This window comes from Mycobacterium sp. OAS707 (assembly GCF_014873705.1).
Taxonomy (GTDB): Bacteria; Actinomycetota; Actinomycetes; order Mycobacteriales; family Mycobacteriaceae; genus Mycobacterium.
In genome coordinates, this window is the sequence record NZ_JADBDS010000001.1 from 1,425,397 (window position 1) to 1,441,934 (window position 16,538).

The 16,538-nt window shown below is 66.3% G+C and carries 18 protein-coding genes; 6 read left to right on the forward strand and 12 right to left on the reverse strand.

Features of this window, described 5'->3' with window-relative positions:
* Window positions 1-34: 34 nt before the first annotated feature.
* From GGC64_RS07040 to GGC64_RS07065, 6 genes are all read right to left on the reverse strand, one after another.
* Complete coding sequence (locus GGC64_RS07040) at window positions 35-283, reverse strand: hypothetical protein (RefSeq protein ID WP_192721690.1); 249 nt, start codon at window positions 281-283, stop codon at window positions 35-37.
* Window positions 280-1,155, reverse strand: coding sequence for an oxygenase MpaB family protein (locus GGC64_RS07045; RefSeq protein WP_192721691.1), 876 nt, complete (start codon window positions 1,153-1,155; stop codon window positions 280-282). The genes GGC64_RS07040 and GGC64_RS07045 overlap by 4 nt, the downstream gene beginning before the upstream one ends.
* Complete coding sequence (locus GGC64_RS07050; RefSeq protein WP_225951692.1) at window positions 1,143-1,328, reverse strand: hypothetical protein; 186 nt, start codon at window positions 1,326-1,328, stop codon at window positions 1,143-1,145. Before GGC64_RS07050 ends, GGC64_RS07045 begins: the two co-directional genes overlap by 13 nt.
* Before the next feature lie 88 nt (window positions 1,329-1,416).
* Window positions 1,417-2,241, reverse strand: a complete 825-nt coding sequence (locus GGC64_RS07055) for an enoyl-CoA hydratase/isomerase family protein (RefSeq protein ID WP_192721692.1) — start codon at window positions 2,239-2,241, stop codon at window positions 1,417-1,419.
* Window positions 2,238-2,837, reverse strand: a complete 600-nt coding sequence (locus tag GGC64_RS07060; RefSeq protein WP_192721693.1) for a TetR/AcrR family transcriptional regulator — start codon at window positions 2,835-2,837, stop codon at window positions 2,238-2,240. The genes GGC64_RS07055 and GGC64_RS07060 overlap by 4 nt, the downstream gene beginning before the upstream one ends.
* 34 nt (window positions 2,838-2,871) lie before the next feature.
* Entirely contained in the window at window positions 2,872-3,651 is a 780-nt protein-coding gene (locus GGC64_RS07065; RefSeq protein ID WP_192721694.1) for an SOS response-associated peptidase, read from the reverse strand.
* Window positions 3,652-3,695: 44 nt separating this feature from the next.
* Between GGC64_RS07065 and aroA the strand changes: the two genes are divergently transcribed.
* Window positions 3,696-4,997: a 3-phosphoshikimate 1-carboxyvinyltransferase gene (gene aroA / locus GGC64_RS07070; RefSeq protein ID WP_192721695.1), complete on the forward strand. Its 1,302-nt coding sequence runs from the start codon at window positions 3,696-3,698 to the stop codon at window positions 4,995-4,997.
* Window positions 4,994-5,983 carry a ribosome small subunit-dependent GTPase A gene (gene rsgA, locus GGC64_RS07075; RefSeq protein ID WP_192721696.1) on the forward strand — a complete coding sequence of 330 codons (990 nt, stop codon included), beginning with the start codon at window positions 4,994-4,996 and terminating at the stop codon, window positions 5,981-5,983. Before aroA ends, rsgA begins: the two co-directional genes overlap by 4 nt.
* 44 nt (window positions 5,984-6,027) lie before the next feature.
* Here rsgA and GGC64_RS07080 read toward each other — a convergent pair whose 3' ends face one another.
* Window positions 6,028-6,267, reverse strand: coding sequence for a hypothetical protein (locus GGC64_RS07080; RefSeq protein WP_192721697.1), 240 nt, complete (start codon window positions 6,265-6,267; stop codon window positions 6,028-6,030).
* Window positions 6,268-6,427: 160 nt separating this feature from the next.
* On the opposite strand from GGC64_RS07080, the gene GGC64_RS07085 reads away from it, so the two are divergent.
* Both GGC64_RS07085 and GGC64_RS07090 read left to right on the forward strand, forming a co-directional pair.
* Window positions 6,428-7,276, forward strand: a complete 849-nt coding sequence (locus GGC64_RS07085) for an aldo/keto reductase (RefSeq protein ID WP_192721698.1) — start codon at window positions 6,428-6,430, stop codon at window positions 7,274-7,276.
* A gap of 97 nt (window positions 7,277-7,373) precedes the next feature.
* Window positions 7,374-8,018, forward strand: a complete 645-nt coding sequence (locus tag GGC64_RS07090) for a class I SAM-dependent methyltransferase (RefSeq protein WP_192721699.1) — start codon at window positions 7,374-7,376, stop codon at window positions 8,016-8,018.
* Window positions 8,019-8,024: 6 nt separating this feature from the next.
* On the opposite strand, the gene GGC64_RS07095 is transcribed toward GGC64_RS07090, so the two are convergent.
* From GGC64_RS07095 to GGC64_RS07110, 4 genes are all read right to left on the reverse strand, one after another.
* Complete coding sequence (locus tag GGC64_RS07095; protein WP_192721700.1) at window positions 8,025-9,254, reverse strand: fatty acid desaturase; 1,230 nt, start codon at window positions 9,252-9,254, stop codon at window positions 8,025-8,027.
* Window positions 9,255-9,323: 69 nt separating this feature from the next.
* Entirely contained in the window at window positions 9,324-10,565 is a 1,242-nt protein-coding gene (locus GGC64_RS07100; RefSeq protein ID WP_304611080.1) for a ferredoxin reductase, read from the reverse strand.
* On the reverse strand, window positions 10,565-11,065 hold the full coding sequence (locus tag GGC64_RS07105; RefSeq protein WP_192722435.1) for a hypothetical protein: 501 nt from the start codon (window positions 11,063-11,065) through the stop codon (window positions 10,565-10,567). The genes GGC64_RS07100 and GGC64_RS07105 overlap by 1 nt, the downstream gene beginning before the upstream one ends.
* Window positions 11,066-11,078: 13 nt before the next feature.
* A complete protein-coding gene (locus GGC64_RS07110) occupies window positions 11,079-12,488 on the reverse strand; it encodes a wax ester/triacylglycerol synthase family O-acyltransferase (RefSeq protein ID WP_192721702.1) in 1,410 nt (469 codons plus the stop codon).
* Between the two features lie 204 nt (window positions 12,489-12,692).
* Between GGC64_RS07110 and GGC64_RS07115 the strand changes: the two genes are divergently transcribed.
* Window positions 12,693-13,175 (forward strand): Rv3235 family protein, encoded by a 483-nt coding sequence (locus tag GGC64_RS07115; protein ID WP_192721703.1) that lies wholly within the window; start codon window positions 12,693-12,695, stop codon window positions 13,173-13,175.
* Window positions 13,176-13,193: 18 nt separating this feature from the next.
* On the forward strand, window positions 13,194-13,664 hold the full coding sequence (locus GGC64_RS07120; RefSeq protein WP_192721704.1) for an SRPBCC family protein: 471 nt from the start codon (window positions 13,194-13,196) through the stop codon (window positions 13,662-13,664).
* Here GGC64_RS07120 and secA read toward each other — a convergent pair.
* A complete protein-coding gene (secA, locus tag GGC64_RS07125) occupies window positions 13,661-16,483 on the reverse strand; it encodes a preprotein translocase subunit SecA (protein WP_192721705.1) in 2,823 nt (940 codons plus the stop codon). The two genes, GGC64_RS07120 and secA, sit on opposite strands and share 4 nt — an antisense overlap.
* Between the last annotated feature and the right edge of the window lie 55 nt (window positions 16,484-16,538).

Here is a 16,538-nt window from a genome sequence, read left to right on the forward strand (position 1 = left end):
CGCGCGGATGCAGGTATTCGGATACTCGTCTCGGCTACGCCACGCAGACGTCGACGCCGAACAGCCCCGCAGGCCAGAACAGAGCCGTCAGCCCATAGGCCGCGATGTCGGAGCCTGCCGGCAGCCGGGTCTGCAGTTGCGTCTGGATCATGGCCACCTGCTCGGCGCGGACGAAGGCGAACACCAACCCGGCCACGACGTAGGGAATCGCCATCCACAACGCGAACTCGATCATCGCTTCGACGCTGACTCGGCGGCTCAACACCCGGCGCAGCACGGTCACACCAGCGCCCGGTGATCGCGAACCCGCCTGCGCACGTCGGCCAGCAGGACGTAACTGCCGCCCTGGCGGATGAACACCGGCAGGAACCGGTTCACGAGGGCAACCAGCAGAAACAGCCGCTCGAACTGACGCTGTCTGAAATCGCTCCACTGCACACCAAGGGCTTCGCGGAAAACCGGAGCAAGGAAGCCGACCGTGAGGAATTTCAGTAGCGGCCGAAACGCCCACGCCAGAACAGGTTTGATCATGCGCAGGTTCAGCAGATCCTGCAGGTACGCACGCACGTTGTCGTCGATTGAGACGCGCCCGCACGCATCGACCCAGTAGGTGTCGAACTCCGCGCGCGTGGGCGGCCACTGGTCCTCGGTGACCTGCAGGGTGGTGCCCAACGTCCACGCCGACCGGTAGAACTGTTCGGCCTGTTCGGCGGTCATCTCACCGCGCAGCAGCTGATAGGTGTCCTCGAGTCCGACGAAAAGGCATGCGGCGACCCACATCTGAAGTTCACGGTCGAAGGCGTTGTAGCGCACCGGGCTGTCCGCGGTGGACTTGACGTGGCGATGGGCACTATTGACCGCCTCTTGGAACGCGGCCCGGTCCTCGGGGCCGCCGAGCAGTGCGACGGCCAGGTAACCAAAAGTCGTTCTCGCCCGCTTCCACGGGTGCTTGAGCAGATTGCCGGAGTCCACCTTGCTTTCGGCGACCCCGTAACCCACCTCGGGCCACGACAGTTGCATGACGACGTTGGCGGCCCCGGCGGCGAATGCCCAAAAGTCCATGGCCTCAGTGGCGCTGACATCGCCGATCGGATCCCAGCGCGCGGTGCGTCGACCGATACCGATGCGGCAGTCCGCTGGGTTCAAGCCAGGCATACCGTCGACACCAACTGCGCAGGCCACCACACGATCGCGGCCATCCCTCCCGAGTTGAGCAGCGCCCACAGCACTCCGACGGCCAGATACGGGACCGCGAGCATCGCCGCAGTGCCGATCCACTCGGCGATGGTCATCTCAAAGCTCAATACTCGGCGCAGCGGGGTGAGCACGGCGATTATGTTAATGACGATTCCGGCTAGCGGGTAGCCATTTGCGATTGTTTCAGTCAAAAATCGGACCGGATGTGAACAGCTGTGCCTACTTCAGCATCGAGCGCACACTGTCGGCAAACGCCGCGGTGGTGAAGCACGCGGGCTCGGCGAATTCCTCCAACGTGATCGCATCGTTCCAATTCGCGTCGGCAGTCGCGCGCAGCAATGGTTTGCTCATCGCGACCGCATGAGGTGGCAAATCGGCGATGCGCGAACACCATTCGTCGGCGGCAGCCAGCAGACGGTCGTGTTCGACGACCTCCTGCACGAGCCCGAGCCGTAACGCCGTCTCGGCGTCTATGTGGTCGCCGCGCAGGTAATAAGCCAGGGCGCCCTGATAGCCCAGCCGCCGGGTCAGCGCCCAGCTGGTGCCGACCTCGGGGATGAGGCCGAGGCGGCCGAACGCGGGGACGATGACCGCGCGGTCGCTGGCGACGACCAAATCGCAGGTCAGAGCCCACGCCAGACCGACGCCGGCGGCCGCGCCGTTGAGCGCAGCGATGAAGATGGTGTCCGACCGTGCGATGAGCCTGGCAATGCCGCCGAACTCGCGGCGGATCCACCGCCACACGTCGGCGACGCCTTCAGGCTCGCCGAGCGATTCGATGGCCACGTTCATCATCTTCAGGTCGCCGCCTGCACTGAACCCGGGATCGGCGCCGGTCAGCACGACGCTGCGGACATCGGGGTCGGCGTCCACGGCTTCCAACGCCCTCCGCAGTTGACGCACCAACGGAGCGGAAAGCACGTTGAGACGGTCGGATTCGTCGAGCGTGATCACCGTGCGGTCGCCGCGGCGGTCGACGTGCACGCGCTGCGGCGCATCCGGGTCGTCACCGGACGCCACGATGGTGCGGTACATGGAATTCATTTCTTCTGCTCCTCAATATCGTTGGCGCGCAATACAGTCCATGCGGCTGACGCGAACGTCTCGACCACATCGCGTGGCAACTTGGCATCGCCGTCTGCGACCCAATGGCGGCTGAACTCCTGCGCGGGGCCCAGCCAGAGCGCGGCCGTGATCCCTACGCGCATCGGCCGCAACGCCCCGTACGTGTGATGCGGCCGCCACCAGTCGCTCACAGCGGCGAAGAACTCGCGATTGGCGTCGTGCAGTGCCGCACTGTCGAGCCGGTCGCCGAGCATCAGCCTGGCCTCGCCGCGATGCTCGCTCACCCACCGCAGGTGATACGCGACGCCGCCGCGGATGCCGCCCTCGGCGGTGTCGTGCTCGCGCAGCATCGCGACGAATCCCGCTTGGTATTCGGCCATCAACTGCGCATAGACAGCCGCGGCAAGCGCGGCCTTGTCGGGGAAATGGTGGTACAGCGCGCCGACACTGACCTCGGCTTCGCGCCGAACCTCGTCGAGCGTCGGCACCAGTGCACCGTCGACCGCGAACCGGCGCCGCGCCACGTGCAGCAACCGGTCCCGGGCGTCTGACGTCCTCGCACCCGAACGCGGCACGAGGAATACTCTAACTTAACCGAGAAATCCTCGGCTATAGCAGTGTCGCCTGCTCAGGCTCCTGCTTGGCCGGCTCGATCAACTCGGGGCCGTTGTTTCGGATGCTGTTGACCAGGCGCGAGACCTCGCGAATCGCGATGCGATCGAGGTCGCCGTGGCCGCGCAGCAGCCCCTCATCCACGGGGGCGTCGGGGTCGAGCCAGCGGTCCCAGTCGTCGCGGCTGATGGTCAATGGCATCCGGTCGTGGATCTCGGCCAGCGGGCCCGCCGCGTCGGTGGTGATGATCGTGCAACTCAGCAGCGGCGGCGCATCCTTGGGTGCGTCTTTCGGCCGCCACGTCGACCACAGGCCCGCCATGAACAGCATCTCGCCGTCGCTGCCGTACATGTAATACGGAGTCTTCGGCGCCTTCTTGCCCGACGCGAGTTCGCCGTTGGGCTTCCACTCGTACCAGCCGTCCATCGGCACCAGGCAGCGCTTGCTCTTCGCCGAGTTGCGGAACGCGGGTGAGGTGGTGATCTTTTCGGCCCGCGCATTGATCAGCAGCGGTCCCTTGGTGTCGGGACCGCCGTCGACTGTGGCCTTGGCCCACGGCGGGACCAGACCCCACCGCATCGATCGCACCCGCCGCGTCGACTCGTCATCCGGTTCGGTGTGCCGCTTGACCACCGTGCTGATCGTCGTGGTCGGCGCGACGTTGTAGTTGGCCCCGGGAGTGTCCTTGTCCTTGGCGGCCGCTGTGCTCTCGTCGATGGCCTTGATCTTTTCGGCCAGCAGGGCCGGATCGGTGGTTACCGCGAATCGCCCACACATATATCCCATGGTGGCACGCGCAACCGACAGTGCAGGATAGAGCCGTGAGCAACTGGCAGGCACCGTCGACGTCGACCCCTGTGCATGCCACCGTGACGATCCCCGGCTCCAAATCCCTGACCAACCGGGCGCTCGTGCTCGCGGCGCTGGCGACGCCGAACGGTACGTCGACCATCAGCGGCGCACTGCACAGCCGCGACACCGACCTGATGATCGGCGCGTTGCAGACCCTCGGTGTCGCCATCGACGGTGCGGGCAGCGAGCTGACCGTCGGCGGTGCCATCGCACCCCGGCCCGAGGCCCGCGTGGATTGTGGTCTGGCAGGCACGGTGCTGCGCTTCCTTCCGCCGGTCGCCGCGCTGAGCACGCAGTCGGTGCTGTTCGACGGTGACGAACAGGCCCGGGCTCGCCCGATCACGCCGCTGCTCGACGCGCTTCGCGGCCTCGGTGTCGATATCGACGGCGACGGCCTGCCGTTCTCGGTGCGCGGCGCCGGTTCGGTGGCCGGTGGCACGGTCGAGATCGACGCCTCGGCCTCGTCGCAGTTCGTCTCGGGTCTGCTGCTGGCAGGGGCAGCGTTCGCCGACGGGCTGACGGTCGTGCACACCGGCGAATCGGTGCCGTCGGCGCCACATATCGCGATGACGGTCTCGATGCTGCGCGATGCAGGCGTCGACGTCGACGACAGCTCGGCCAACCGCTGGCGCGTCGCGCGGGGCCCAATTGCCGCGCGGGACTGGACCATTGAGCCAGACCTGTCCAACGCGGTACCGTTCCTGGCCGCCGCAGTGGTCAGCGGTGGCAGCGTCAGGGTTTCGGGCTGGCCGGAGGCAAGCATCCAGCCGGTCGAGGACATCTTCGCGATCTTGGAGAAGCTGGGTGCCGTTGTGCGCCAAGGCGGTTCATATTTGGAGGTGCAGGGCGCACCGAGTTACGGCGGCTTCGAGGTCGATCTGCACGACGTCGGCGAGCTGACACCTGCGATCGCAGCGCTTGCCGCGTTGGCCTCCGACGGATCGGTGTCGCAGCTCAGCGGGATCGCGCATTTGCGTGGCCACGAAACCGATCGGCTCGCGGCGTTGTCGACCGAGATCAACCGGCTCGGTGGGCGATGCGAGGAGACGCCCGACGGCCTTCGCATCACCGCGCGGCCGTTGCACGGCGGGGTGTGGCAGTCGTATGCCGACCACCGGATGGCGACCGCGGGAGCCATCGTCGGGCTGCGCGTGCCCGGAGTCGAAGTGGAAGACATCGGCACGACAGCGAAGACGCTGCCGGATTTCCCACGGCTATGGGATGAACTGCTCGCGGGCAATCCGCACGCGAGGAGGACAACCGGCAATTGAGTCCTCGCGAGTACGACGAGTCCGATGTCCGGGTGCGACCCGGTCGCGGCTCGCGGCCGCGGACCAAGACTCGCCCCGAGCACGCCGACGCGCAGGAAGCCATGGTCGTCGCCGTTGACCGTGGCCGGTGGGGCTGTGCGCTGGGCGGTGACCCCGAACGTCGCGTCACCGCGATGCGGGCCAGGGAGCTGGGCCGCACGCCGATCGTCGTCGGCGACGAGGTCGGCATCGTCGGCGATCTCTCCGGACGACCCGACACGCTGGCGCGGATCGTTCGGCGTGGTGACCGGCGAACGGTGTTGCGGCGCACCGCCGATGACACGGATCCGACCGAGCGCGTCGTCGTAGCCAACGCCGATCAGCTGCTGATCGTGGTCGCGTTGGCCGACCCCCCACCGCGCACCGGCCTGGTCGAGCGGACACTGATCGCGGCGTATGCCGGTGGGCTCGAACCCATTCTGTGCCTGACGAAGACCGACCTGGCGCCGCCGGAACCGTTTGCCGCGCAGTTCGCCGACCTCGACCTGACCATCACCACCGCAGGCCGCGATGATCCGCTCGACGCTGTAGCGCCACTGCTGACAGACAAGGTGACCGTGCTACTGGGGCATTCGGGCGTCGGCAAGTCGACACTGGTGAATCGCCTTGTGCCGGATGCCGATCGGGCCACCGGTGCAGTGACCGACATCGGCAGGGGCAGGCACACGTCGACGCAGTCGGTGGCGCTACCGCTGAGCTTTGGCGGCTGGGTGATCGACACGCCGGGTATCCGGTCGTTCGGGCTTGCGCACATCGAACCCGACGACGTGATGCTGGCGTTCTCGGATCTGTCCGAGGCGATCAAGGACTGCCCGCGTGGATGCGGGCACATGGGCCCGCCTGCCGACCCGGAATGCGCGCTGGACACGCTGACCGGGCCCGCGGCGGGGCGCGTCGCCGCAGCGCGACGGCTGCTTGCGGTGCTGCGGGAGGCCGCACAAAACTGAGGCCCTCCCCGGGAAAGGGAGGGCCTCAGTCGGTCGTCGGCCTGTCAGGGGCGGTAGCCGGGCTCGAAGTGCTCGATGCGCCAGGCGCCGTGGTGGCCGTGCCAGCCCGGCATCGCATCGGGTGCGGGGTGCGCCTTGACGCTCGGGGTGAACATGTGGCCGGGGCCGGTCGGATGTGTCGAGGTGGAAGCGTTCGCCATGCCGGCCATGCCGAGAGCGGCGCCGCCGATGATGCCGGCCGAGACGACGGACAGTGCGAAGGTGCGGGCGATGTTGATGGTCATTGTGAATTCTCCTGTGTGAGTGGGCTTTTCGGTTTCTGCGCCGGTGCTTTCCGGCGATGACTAAAGAATGCCCTGACCTGCGCTCGCTGTATGTCCGGTGATCGGCCGTCGCAGCGGTGGAATCCGTTGTCCCCCGATCGGGGGAACTAGGCTGGCCGACGTGAGCCAGGTACCCGCCATCACGCTCAACGACGGCACTGCCATCCCGCAGTTGGGGTTCGGCACGTACAAGATCGCGCCTGATCAGACGGCCGCCGCGGTGCGCACCGCGCTGGAGACCGGATACCGTCACATCGACACCGCGCAGATGTACCGCAACGAGCATGGCGTCGGGCAGGCTATCCGCGAGGTGGGAGTCGACCGCGACGACGTGTTCGTCACCAGCAAGCTCAACAACGGCGTGCACGAACCCGACGAGGCGCGCCGTGCCTTCGACGACACGCTGACCGCGCTGGGCTTCGACTACGTCGATCTGTTTCTGATCCACTGGCCGTTGCCGACGCGCTACGGCGGTGACTTCGTCTCGACGTGGCGCACGCTCGAGGATTTCAAGGAGGACGGGCGCGCCCGCAGCATCGGGGTTTCGAATTTTCAGGTCGCACATCTGAAGCGCCTGGCCCGCGAGGCCGACACCACGCCCGCGGTCAACCAGGTCGAGCTACACCCGTACTTCGGCAACGACGAAGTGCGCGCGTATGGCCGCGAGCACGGCGTCGTGACCGAGGCGTGGGCGCCGCTGGCGCGCGGCGCGGTGGCCAATGATCCCGCCGTGGCGCGCATTGCCAAGGCGGTGGGCAGGTCGGCTGCGCAGGTGGTGCTGCGCTGGCACATCCAACGCGGCGATGTGGTGTTCCCGAAATCGGTGACACCGCAACGGATCAGGGAGAATCTCGCGCTGTTCGACTTCGAACTCAGCGACGCCGATGTCGCGGCCCTTGACGCGCTGAACAGGGGCGAGGCCGGACGAACGGGCCCCAACCCCGACCAATTCGACCGCCTCGACACCTGACACATTCCGCGAGCGTGCGTGTCTGCACAATGACACGCCGCCCGGCGCGGGCGTTTCATGCACGCTCGCGGCCGATGACCGTGCGTAGAGTGCGAAGGTGACCGATCTGGACTTCCTGGACACGACGCGCGAGGGCTACGACCTCACCGCAACCGAATACGCCGAACGGTTCCACGACCACCTGCACAACAAGCCGCTGGATCGCGCGATGCTGACCGGCTTCGCCGGACTGGCCGGCCCTGATGCGCTCATCGCCGACGTCGGCTGCGGCACGGGTGCGACGTCGCGCATGTTGTCGGAGAGCGGGATGAACGTCGTCGGTATCGACTTGTCCCCCAACATGATTGCCACCGCCCGACGGCTCAATCCCGGCCTGCAGTTTCAGGTCGGCTCCATGACGAGTTTGGACTTCGAGGACGGCCTCTTCGACGGGATCTGCGCGTGGTACTCCGTCATCCACATACCCGACGAATTGCTGCCTCGGGTCTTCGCGGAATTCCATCGGGTGCTGCGACCCGACGGCGTCGCGCTGATTGCATTCCAAGTGGGCGATCAGCCACGCACATTCAAGGAGATGTTCGGCGAGCAGGTGTCATTGACGTTCTACCGCCGCCAGCCCGACACCGTCGCACTGTTGTTGGACGAGGCCGGGCTAGAGCCTTACGCGGGTCTGGTGCGCGAACCCAATGACGACGGCTTCGAATCGACGCCGCACGCCTACCTCATCGCGCGCCGAACCTGAAGCGAATCAGGCTGCCAGAGCCCGCTTTTCGCGCCTGCGCGCCCGCACTGCGGCGATGGCCGACTTGAGGCCCCGCCGCTGACTGGGCTCCAACTCGGTGAACATCCGCTCGCTGCGAGTCTCGGGCGCATCGTCGGCAGTATCGCGCAGATACTTGTCCGGCAGCGACAGCTTGGCGATCGTTCGCCATGTCTTGCCGTACTGCACCAGGAACGAACCCGTCGTGTACGGCAGGTCGTACTTGTCGCAGACCTCGCGCACCCGCAGTGAGATCTCATGAAGCCGGCTGCTCGGAAGGTCCGGATACAGGTGGTGCTCGATCTGGTGGCACAGGTTGCCGCTCATGAAGCGCAGTGCGGGTCCACCCTCGAAGTTGGCGCTGCCCAGCATCTGGCGCAGGTACCACTCGCCCTTGCTCTCGCCTGCCATATCGGTCTTGGTGAATTTCTCTGCGCCATCAGGGAAGTGGCCGCAGAAGATCACCGCGTTGGCCCACACGTTTCGGATGACATTGGCGACCGCGTTGGCCTTCATTGTCGAGGAGAACGTCGCGCCGGGCGACAGCGACGTCACCGCGGGCCACGCCACGTAGTCCTTGGCAAGCTGGCGACCGGCCTTCGCCGAGAACTCGCGCAGCCGCACCATGGTGGCGTCGCGGTCGTCGCGGCCCTTGAACATCCTGCCGAGTTCGAGGTGCTGCAGCCCCACGCCCCACTCGAAACCGAGCGCGAGCATGGTGTTGTAGAACAGGTTGCCGAGGTTGAACGGCTTCCACTTGTCGTCACGAGTGACCCGCAGCAGGCCGTAGCCCACATCGTCGTCCATGCCGAGGATGTTGGTGTACTTGTGGTGCATGAAGTTGTGGGTGAACCGCCAGTGCTTGGACGCCCCACTCATATCCCACTCCCACGTCGAGGAGTGAATCTCGGGATCGTTCATCCAGTCCCACTGGCCATGCATGACGTTGTGGCCGATCTCCATGTTCTCGACGATCTTGGCCACACCCAAAGTCACAGTGCCCGCCCACCATGCCGATCGCTTCGAGCTCGCGGCCAGCATGAGCCGGCCCGCCACCTCGAGTGCACGCTGGGCGGCGATGGTGCGGCGGATGTAGCGCGAATCGCGCTCCCCACGGGAGTCTTCAATGTCCTGCCGGATGGCGTCGAGCTCGACCGCGAGACTTTCGATGTCTGAGTCGGTCAGATGCGCGAATGCCGGTACATCGGTGATTGCCATTGTTCTGCCTCCCTTCTGATGCCAACCCTATCGTAACCTACGATACCGTAGGTTACCGGTCAGTAAACCTTAGACGTCGAGCACACAATCGCCAGAAGCTGCGGAAATGCACGTCTGCACCCGGCTTCCCGGCTCGTGCTCGACACCGGTGCGCAGGTCGCGGACGTGCCCCTCGAGCAGTGGGACGACACACGACTGACAGATGCCCATCCGGCAGCCGAACGGCATCTGGATGCCGACGCTCTCGCCGGCGTCCATCAGTGGCGTCGCCCCGTCCACGGACAGCGTCTTCCCGCTGCGGGCGAACTGCACCGAGCCACCCTCGCCGTGCGCGGCGGCCTTCGATACGGCAAAGCGCTCCAGATGCAACCGCTCCGCTATGCCGGCGGCCGTCCAAACCTCCTCGGCGTGGTTGAGCATGCCCTCGGGACCGCAGGCCCAGGACTGCCGCTGACGCCAGTCGGGCACTTCTTCATCAAGCGCAGACAGGTCAAGGCGGCCTTCGGTGCGTGTCGACCGCAGCTTGACCCGATAGCCGTCATGGCTGCGCTCGAGAGCGGCCAGCTCGGCGGCGAACATGACGTCGGATTCCGTTGGGGCAGAATGCAAATGGACCACGTCCGTGATCTGATCGCGGCGAGCCAGAGTGCGAAGCATCGACATCACCGGTGTGATGCCGGAGCCGGCGGTGATGAACAACACCGAGGCGGGCGCAGGGTCGGGCATCACGAAGTTGCCTTGCGGTGCCGCTAGTCGCACCACCGTGCCGGGTGCCACTCCGCCGACCAGGTGGGACGACAGAAACCCCTCGGGCATCGCCTTGACGGTGATCGTGATGATGCGTGCCCCGGTCACCGGGCTGGACGTCAACGAATACGACCGCCATCGCCAGCGGCCGTCGACCAGGACCCCGATCCCGATGTACTGACCGGGCTCATAGTCGAAGGAGAATCCCCAGCCCGGCTTGATGACCAGGGTCGCGGAGTCCTCGGTTTCCCGGCGCACCTCGAGAATCCGGCCGCGAAGTTCGCGCGCCGACCACAACGGGTTGGCGAGCTTGAGATAGTCGTCGGGAAGCAGTGGCGTGGTGATCCGCTCGGCAAGGGCCCGCGCCGCGTCCCACCCGCGATGCTTACCGGCACCGGCGACGGTCGGCCGCACAGTGTCCGCGAGCACGGCCGCGGGCCTGCTGCTGCTGTATTTCTTGCCCAACGAAAGCTCCTGCCCCAGTTTCAGGATCGCGTCTCCCGTCCTCCGGGAGACGTAACCTACGGTACCGTAGGTTCGCCGCTTGAGCCAAGGGAGAGCCATCACAGCAGCTCGAGCAGGAACGGCAGCTCTTGGGGCGCATACCAGGCGAGATCGTGGTCCTGGGCGTCGCCGACGATGAATTCCGCGTCCTCATCGCCCAGGTCAGCGGCGTCGACGGCCTCGATCGCAGCCACCACTGCGGGCTCGGCGTCCGCATTGTCGACATATGCGGCGATCACGTCGTCGTAGGCGATCGGCGCCGACAGTCGCACCACCGCGTCGTCGAGATCCGGGCGCGCAGTCACGCCCTCGACCTCGGCGACCACCACCGCTCGCCGCGGAGGCAAATCCGAGGCGCCCTCGCCGGACAACAGTCGCAGCGAGGCGAGTGCCGCATCTCGAAGCGCAACATCGGCAAGCTCTTCGTCGTCGCCTTCGGCATAGGACTCGCGCAGCGCCGGCGTGACCGCGAACGCGGTCCCACTGCGGGCGTGCAGCAGCCGATCGGCGACGAGCTGCTGCAACATCGCCAGGGTCGCCGGAACATAGACACGCACCAGGCGAGGTTAACTGCTACTGCGCGGCTTCCAGCAATTCGTCGAGCGACTCCCGCAGCAGCGAGGGAAACACGTCGACATCGCTCATCGCGTCGCGGTCGGCGTTGATGCCGAAATAAAGCATGCCGTTGTAGGACGTGACGCCGATCGCGAGCACTTGGTTGTTCAGCAGCGGTGGCACCGCATAGGTCTCCAGCAGCTTGGTGCCCGCTATGAACATCTGCTTCTGCGCGCCCGGCACATTCGTGATCAGCAGGTTGAACTGCCGCGCCGAGAACGTAGTGGCCACCCGAATTCCCATGGCGTGCAACGTCGGTGGCGCAAAACCGGACAGCGTGACGATGGTCCTTGCGTCGACGAGGCTGGCGGCCGTCGGGTGTGACTCGGTGGCATGCGAAATCTGAGACAGTCGCACGACCGCGTTTCCCTCACCTACCGGCAGGTCGACGAGAAACGGCGCGACCTCGCTGATGGCCTGACCCGGTCCGGTCGTGTCGAGATCTGCGTCGGGATAGACCGACATCGGCGCCATCGCGCGCACGGTCGTCGTCGATGTCACCGGCTCGCCCCGCGACATCAGCCAGTTCCGCAGCGCACCGGCGACCACCGCCAGCACGATGTCGTTGATGTCGCACTCGTACCGCGCTCGCACCGCTCGGTAGTCCTCGAGCCGATGGCTTGCCACGGTGAACCGACGGTTGCGCGAAACCGTGGTGTTCAGCGGGCTGTTCGGCGCGGTGCCCCGTGCGACGGTGCGCGCTACGTCGACGACGCGGCGGCCGACCTCGGCCAATTGACCGGCGTTGGTCGCCACCTCCGTCACCGCCGAGCGCACCGCGCCGAGTTGCTCTGCCGGCCGGGTGATCCACTCACCGACCGCGCCGAGCAACAGCTGACGGTCGCTGGGCTCGCGCGCCGGAATCCAGATGTCCTCGCCGAACTCCGGTGGCTTCTGCGTGGGATCGGCGATGACGTGGCCGAGCGCGAGCGCCGTCATGCCGTTCACCAACGCCTGGTGTGACTTCGTGTAGATCGCGACGCGGTTGCGGGTCAGCCCCTCGATCAAGTACATCTCCCACAGCGGCCGGGACTTGTCCAAGGGCCGCGAGCCGAGCCGGGCGATGAGCTCATGCAACTGCGCGTCGCTGCCGGGCGACGGCAGCGCCGATCGCCTGACGTGGTAGGTGATGTCGAAGTCGCCGTCGTCGATCCACACCGGCCGGGCCAACCCCAGCGTCACTTCGCGCACCTTCTGCCGGTAGCGCGGAATCTGCGGCAAGCGCTGTTCGACTGTGGCCAGCAGGGTTTCGTAGCTCAGGCCGTTGCGCGGCTTGCGCAGGATCGACAGCGTGCCCACATACATCGGGGTCGAGGTGTCTTCCAGGTGATAGAACGACGCGTCTGACGCCGACAACCTGGTCACCATCCGGTGCAGTCCCCCTCGTGATGTCGTCGCTGTCGATTGACCCCCGTGCAGGCTATCGGCAGGTTCCGTGCGCGCGCATCACGGGTGGATACCGGCGCCGTGAGGCCCTGGGAATCCGTGGGATCATGGACGTGTCTGCGACTCTCCAGCAGATGCCGTCTTGTCGTACCGAACGCTTGTCGCACCCAACGCTGGAGAGCACCGATGACCGCATCTCGGATTCCGCCAAAACCGCTGTCGTTGACGACGCCGATCATCGACTGCGAACCACCGCCCGTGGGAATCACCGCGTGCCCGCCGCCAACGTCCGCGGCGCTACACCGCCGCACCAACCGAACCCATCGGCCCGTGCCCCGTCCGGTGCCGCACGACCCGCTGCCACCGCGCGCCGCGGTGGTGTTCGCCGACGCGGCGTTGCGCCGCGTGCTGGAGGTGATCGACCGGCGCAGGCCGATAGCGCAGCTGCGTCCACTGGTGGCGCCGGCTTTGATCGACACGGTCACGGCGTTGACGCGAATGCCGCAGACTGCCGCCGCGACGCTGCAGCGATCCCGCCTGCGCATGGTCGACACCGATGCCTGCGAGCTGTTCGCGACCTACACCCGCGCGCAACGGGTCCGGGCCATCGCAGGACGGATCGAATGCCGCGACGGTCGCTGGCGAATTGTTGCCTTACAGCTGGGATGACGCGACTAGCGTTGCGGCGTGCAGGTAAACAGCATCAGTGTCGAGCGCGTCATCAATGCGTCCGCAAGTGAAATCTTCGCCATGATCGCCGACGCCGGGCAGCATTCCAGCTTCGACGGTTCCGGGACCGTCGACCATTCCCGGGAAAAGTCTCAACCGCTGGAACTCGGCTCGAAGTTCGGCATGTCGATGCGCGGACGGCCCGAAACACTGTTCGTGCCGTACCGCACCACCAACACCGTGATCGAGTTCGAGCCCGACCGCCGCATCGCGTGGCAGACCAGAACGGGACCGCTCGGGTTGATCGGCGGGCGGATCTGGCGCTACGAACTGAGCCCGGTCGAGGGGGGCACGCTGGTGCGCGAAACCTGGGACGTCTCGCGGGACCGTCAGCGACCGATGCTCAAGATGGGCGGCATGCCCAAGCAAACCGAGGACGGCATGCGCGCCACATTGGAGCGCATCGCCGCGATCCTCGAACCGCGTTAGCGCCTGCGCATACCCTTGGCGGACTTGGCCTGCTGGCGAGCGGCCTCGCGCCGCTCACGACGACTGGTGCCGCCCGTCGGCGCGGCGTGCTTGCCGCCGCCACCGTCACGCTTCACCTGTGCCGAGCCGTCCTCGGATGGGCCGGAGTAGGTCAGCGGCGGCGCGGAGTCTTCAATTCCCTTGGCGCGCAAGCCAGCTGGACGCTCCTTGGTGGCCAATCCGCCCTGGGTGCTGTCCTGTGCCTTCGCAGCGGCGTCGGCGGCGAACTGCGCCAACCCTGAGGGGGTGGCGACCGGCGCGACGGTCGGCGCCGGCGCGGCCTCCACCTGGACGTTGAACAGGAAGCCCACCGACTCTTCCTTCAGCCCCTCGAGCATGCCGACGAACATGTCGTAGCCCTCCCGCTGGTATTCGACCAGCGGATCGCGCTGCGCCATCGCCCGCAGGCCGATGCCCTCCTTGAGGTAGTCCATCTCGTAAAGGTGTTCGCGCCACTTGCGGTCGAGCACGTTGAGCAGCACGTTGCGCTCGAGCTGCCGCATCGCGCCCTCACCCGCGATCTCCTCGAGCTGCTTCTCGCGTTCGGCATACGCGCGCTCGCCGTCCTCGATCAGCGCGTCCAGCAGCTCCTCGCGGGTCAGCTCGCCGGGCTCGCCGACCGCGTCGGAGTCGAGCAGGTCGTGATGGTCGATACCGACCGGGTAGAGCTGTTTGAGCGCCGTCCACAGCTGCTCGAGATCCCAGTCCTCGGCGTAGCCCTCGGCCGTCGCGCCGTTCACGTAGGCGGTGATGACATCGATGAGCATCCGGTGCGCCTGCTCGGCGAGGTTCTCCCCCTCGAGGATCAGGCGACGCTCCTCGTAGATGACCTTGCGCTGCTGGTTCATCACCTCGTCGTACTTGAGGACGTTCTTGCGGACCTCGAAGTTCTGCTGCTCGACCTGGGTTTGAGCGCTCTTGATCGCGCGGGTGACCATCTTGGCTTCGATCGGCACGTCGTCGGGCAACTGCAACCGGTTGAGCAGCGCCTCCAACGTCTCGCCGTTGAACCGCCGCATCAACTCGTCGCCCAGCGACAGGTAGAACCGCGATTCGCCAGGATCGCCCTGACGTCCCGAGCGGCCGCGCAGCTGGTTGTCGATGCGGCGCGACTCGTGCCGCTCGGTGCCCAGCACGTACAGGCCGCCGGTTTCGATGACGTCCTTGGCCTCCTCGGCCGCCTCCGCCTTCACCTGGGGCAGGACCTGGTGCCAGGCCGCCTCGTACTCTTCGGGCGTCTCGACGGGGTCGAGGCCCTGCGCGCGCAGCTTCTTGTCGGCGAGGAAGTCGACGTTGCCGCCAAGCACGATGTCGGTGCCGCGGCCTGCCATGTTGGTGGCCACGGTGATCGCGCCCAGCCGACCGGCCTCGGCGACGATGTTGGCTTCCTGCTCGTGGTACTTCGCGTTGAGCACGTTGTGCGGGAGCCGCCGCTTCTGGAATTGGCGCGACAGGTATTCCGAACGCTCGACGCTGGTGGTGCCGATCAGCACCGGCTGGCCCTTCTCGTACCGCTCCGCGACGTCGTCGACGACCGCGATGTACTTGGCCTCTTCGGTCTTGTAGATCAGGTCGGACATGTCCTGGCGGATCATGGCCTTGTTGGTCGGAATCGACACGACGCCGAGCTTGTAGATCTCGTGCAGTTCCGCGGCCTCGGTTTGGGCGGTGCCCGTCATGCCGGAGAGCTTCTCGTAGAGGCGGAAGTAGTTCTGCAGCGTGATCGTGGCCAGGGTCTGGTTCTCGGCCTTGATCTCCACGTGCTCCTTGGCCTCGATGGCCTGGTGCATGCCTTCGTTGTAGCGGCGGCCGATCAGCACGCGGCCGGTGAACTCGTCGACGATCAGCACCTCGCCGTCGCGGACGATGTAGTCCTTGTCGCGCTGGAACAGTTCCTTGGCCTTGATGGCGTTGTTGAGGTAGCTGACCAGCGGCGAGTTGGCGGCCTCGTAGAGGTTCTCGATGCCGAGCTGATCCTCGACCAGCTCGACACCCAGCTCATGCACGCCGATGGTGCGCTTGCGCAGGTCGACCTCGTAGTGGACGTCCTTCTCCATCAAGGGGGCCAGCCTGGCGAACTCGGTGTACCAGTGCGAAGAGCCGTCGGCGGGTCCGGAGATGATCAGCGGCGTGCGGGCCTCGTCGATCAGGATGGAGTCGACCTCGTCGACGATCGCGAAGTTGTGCCCACGCTGCACCAGGTCGGCCAGCGAGTGCGCCATGTTGTCGCGCAGGTAGTCGAAGCCGAACTCGTTGTTCGTGCCGTAGGTGATGTCGGCGTGATACGCCGCCCTGCGTTCTTCGGGGTTCAGCCCGGAAAGGATGACGCCGACGTTGAGCCCGAGGAAGCGGTGCACGCGGCCCATCCACTCCGCGTCGCGTTTGGCCAGGTAGTCGTTGACCGTGACGACGTGCACGCCTTTGCCGCTCAATGCGTTGAGGTACGACGGCAACACAGCGGTCAGGGTCTTGCCCTCACCGGTCTTCATCTCGGCGACGTTGCCGAAGTGCAGCGCCGCGCCGCCCATCACCTGGACGTCGAAGTGGCGCTGGTCGAGCACCCGCCACGCCGCCTCGCGGGCGACGGCGAATGCCTCGGGCAGCAGTTCGTCGAGGTCTTCGCCGTCGGCTACGCGCTTCTTGAATTCGTCGGTCTTGGCCCGCAACTCGGCGTCGGAGAGCTTCTCCACATCGTCGGACAGGGTGTTGACGTAGTCAGCCACCCCCTTGAGGCGCTTGACCATGCGGCCTTCACCGAGACGGAGCAACTTGTCCAGCACGCGATTTCCTCAATTTTCTCAATGGGTTCGATGGACCTCAGTCTTATTCAGACGA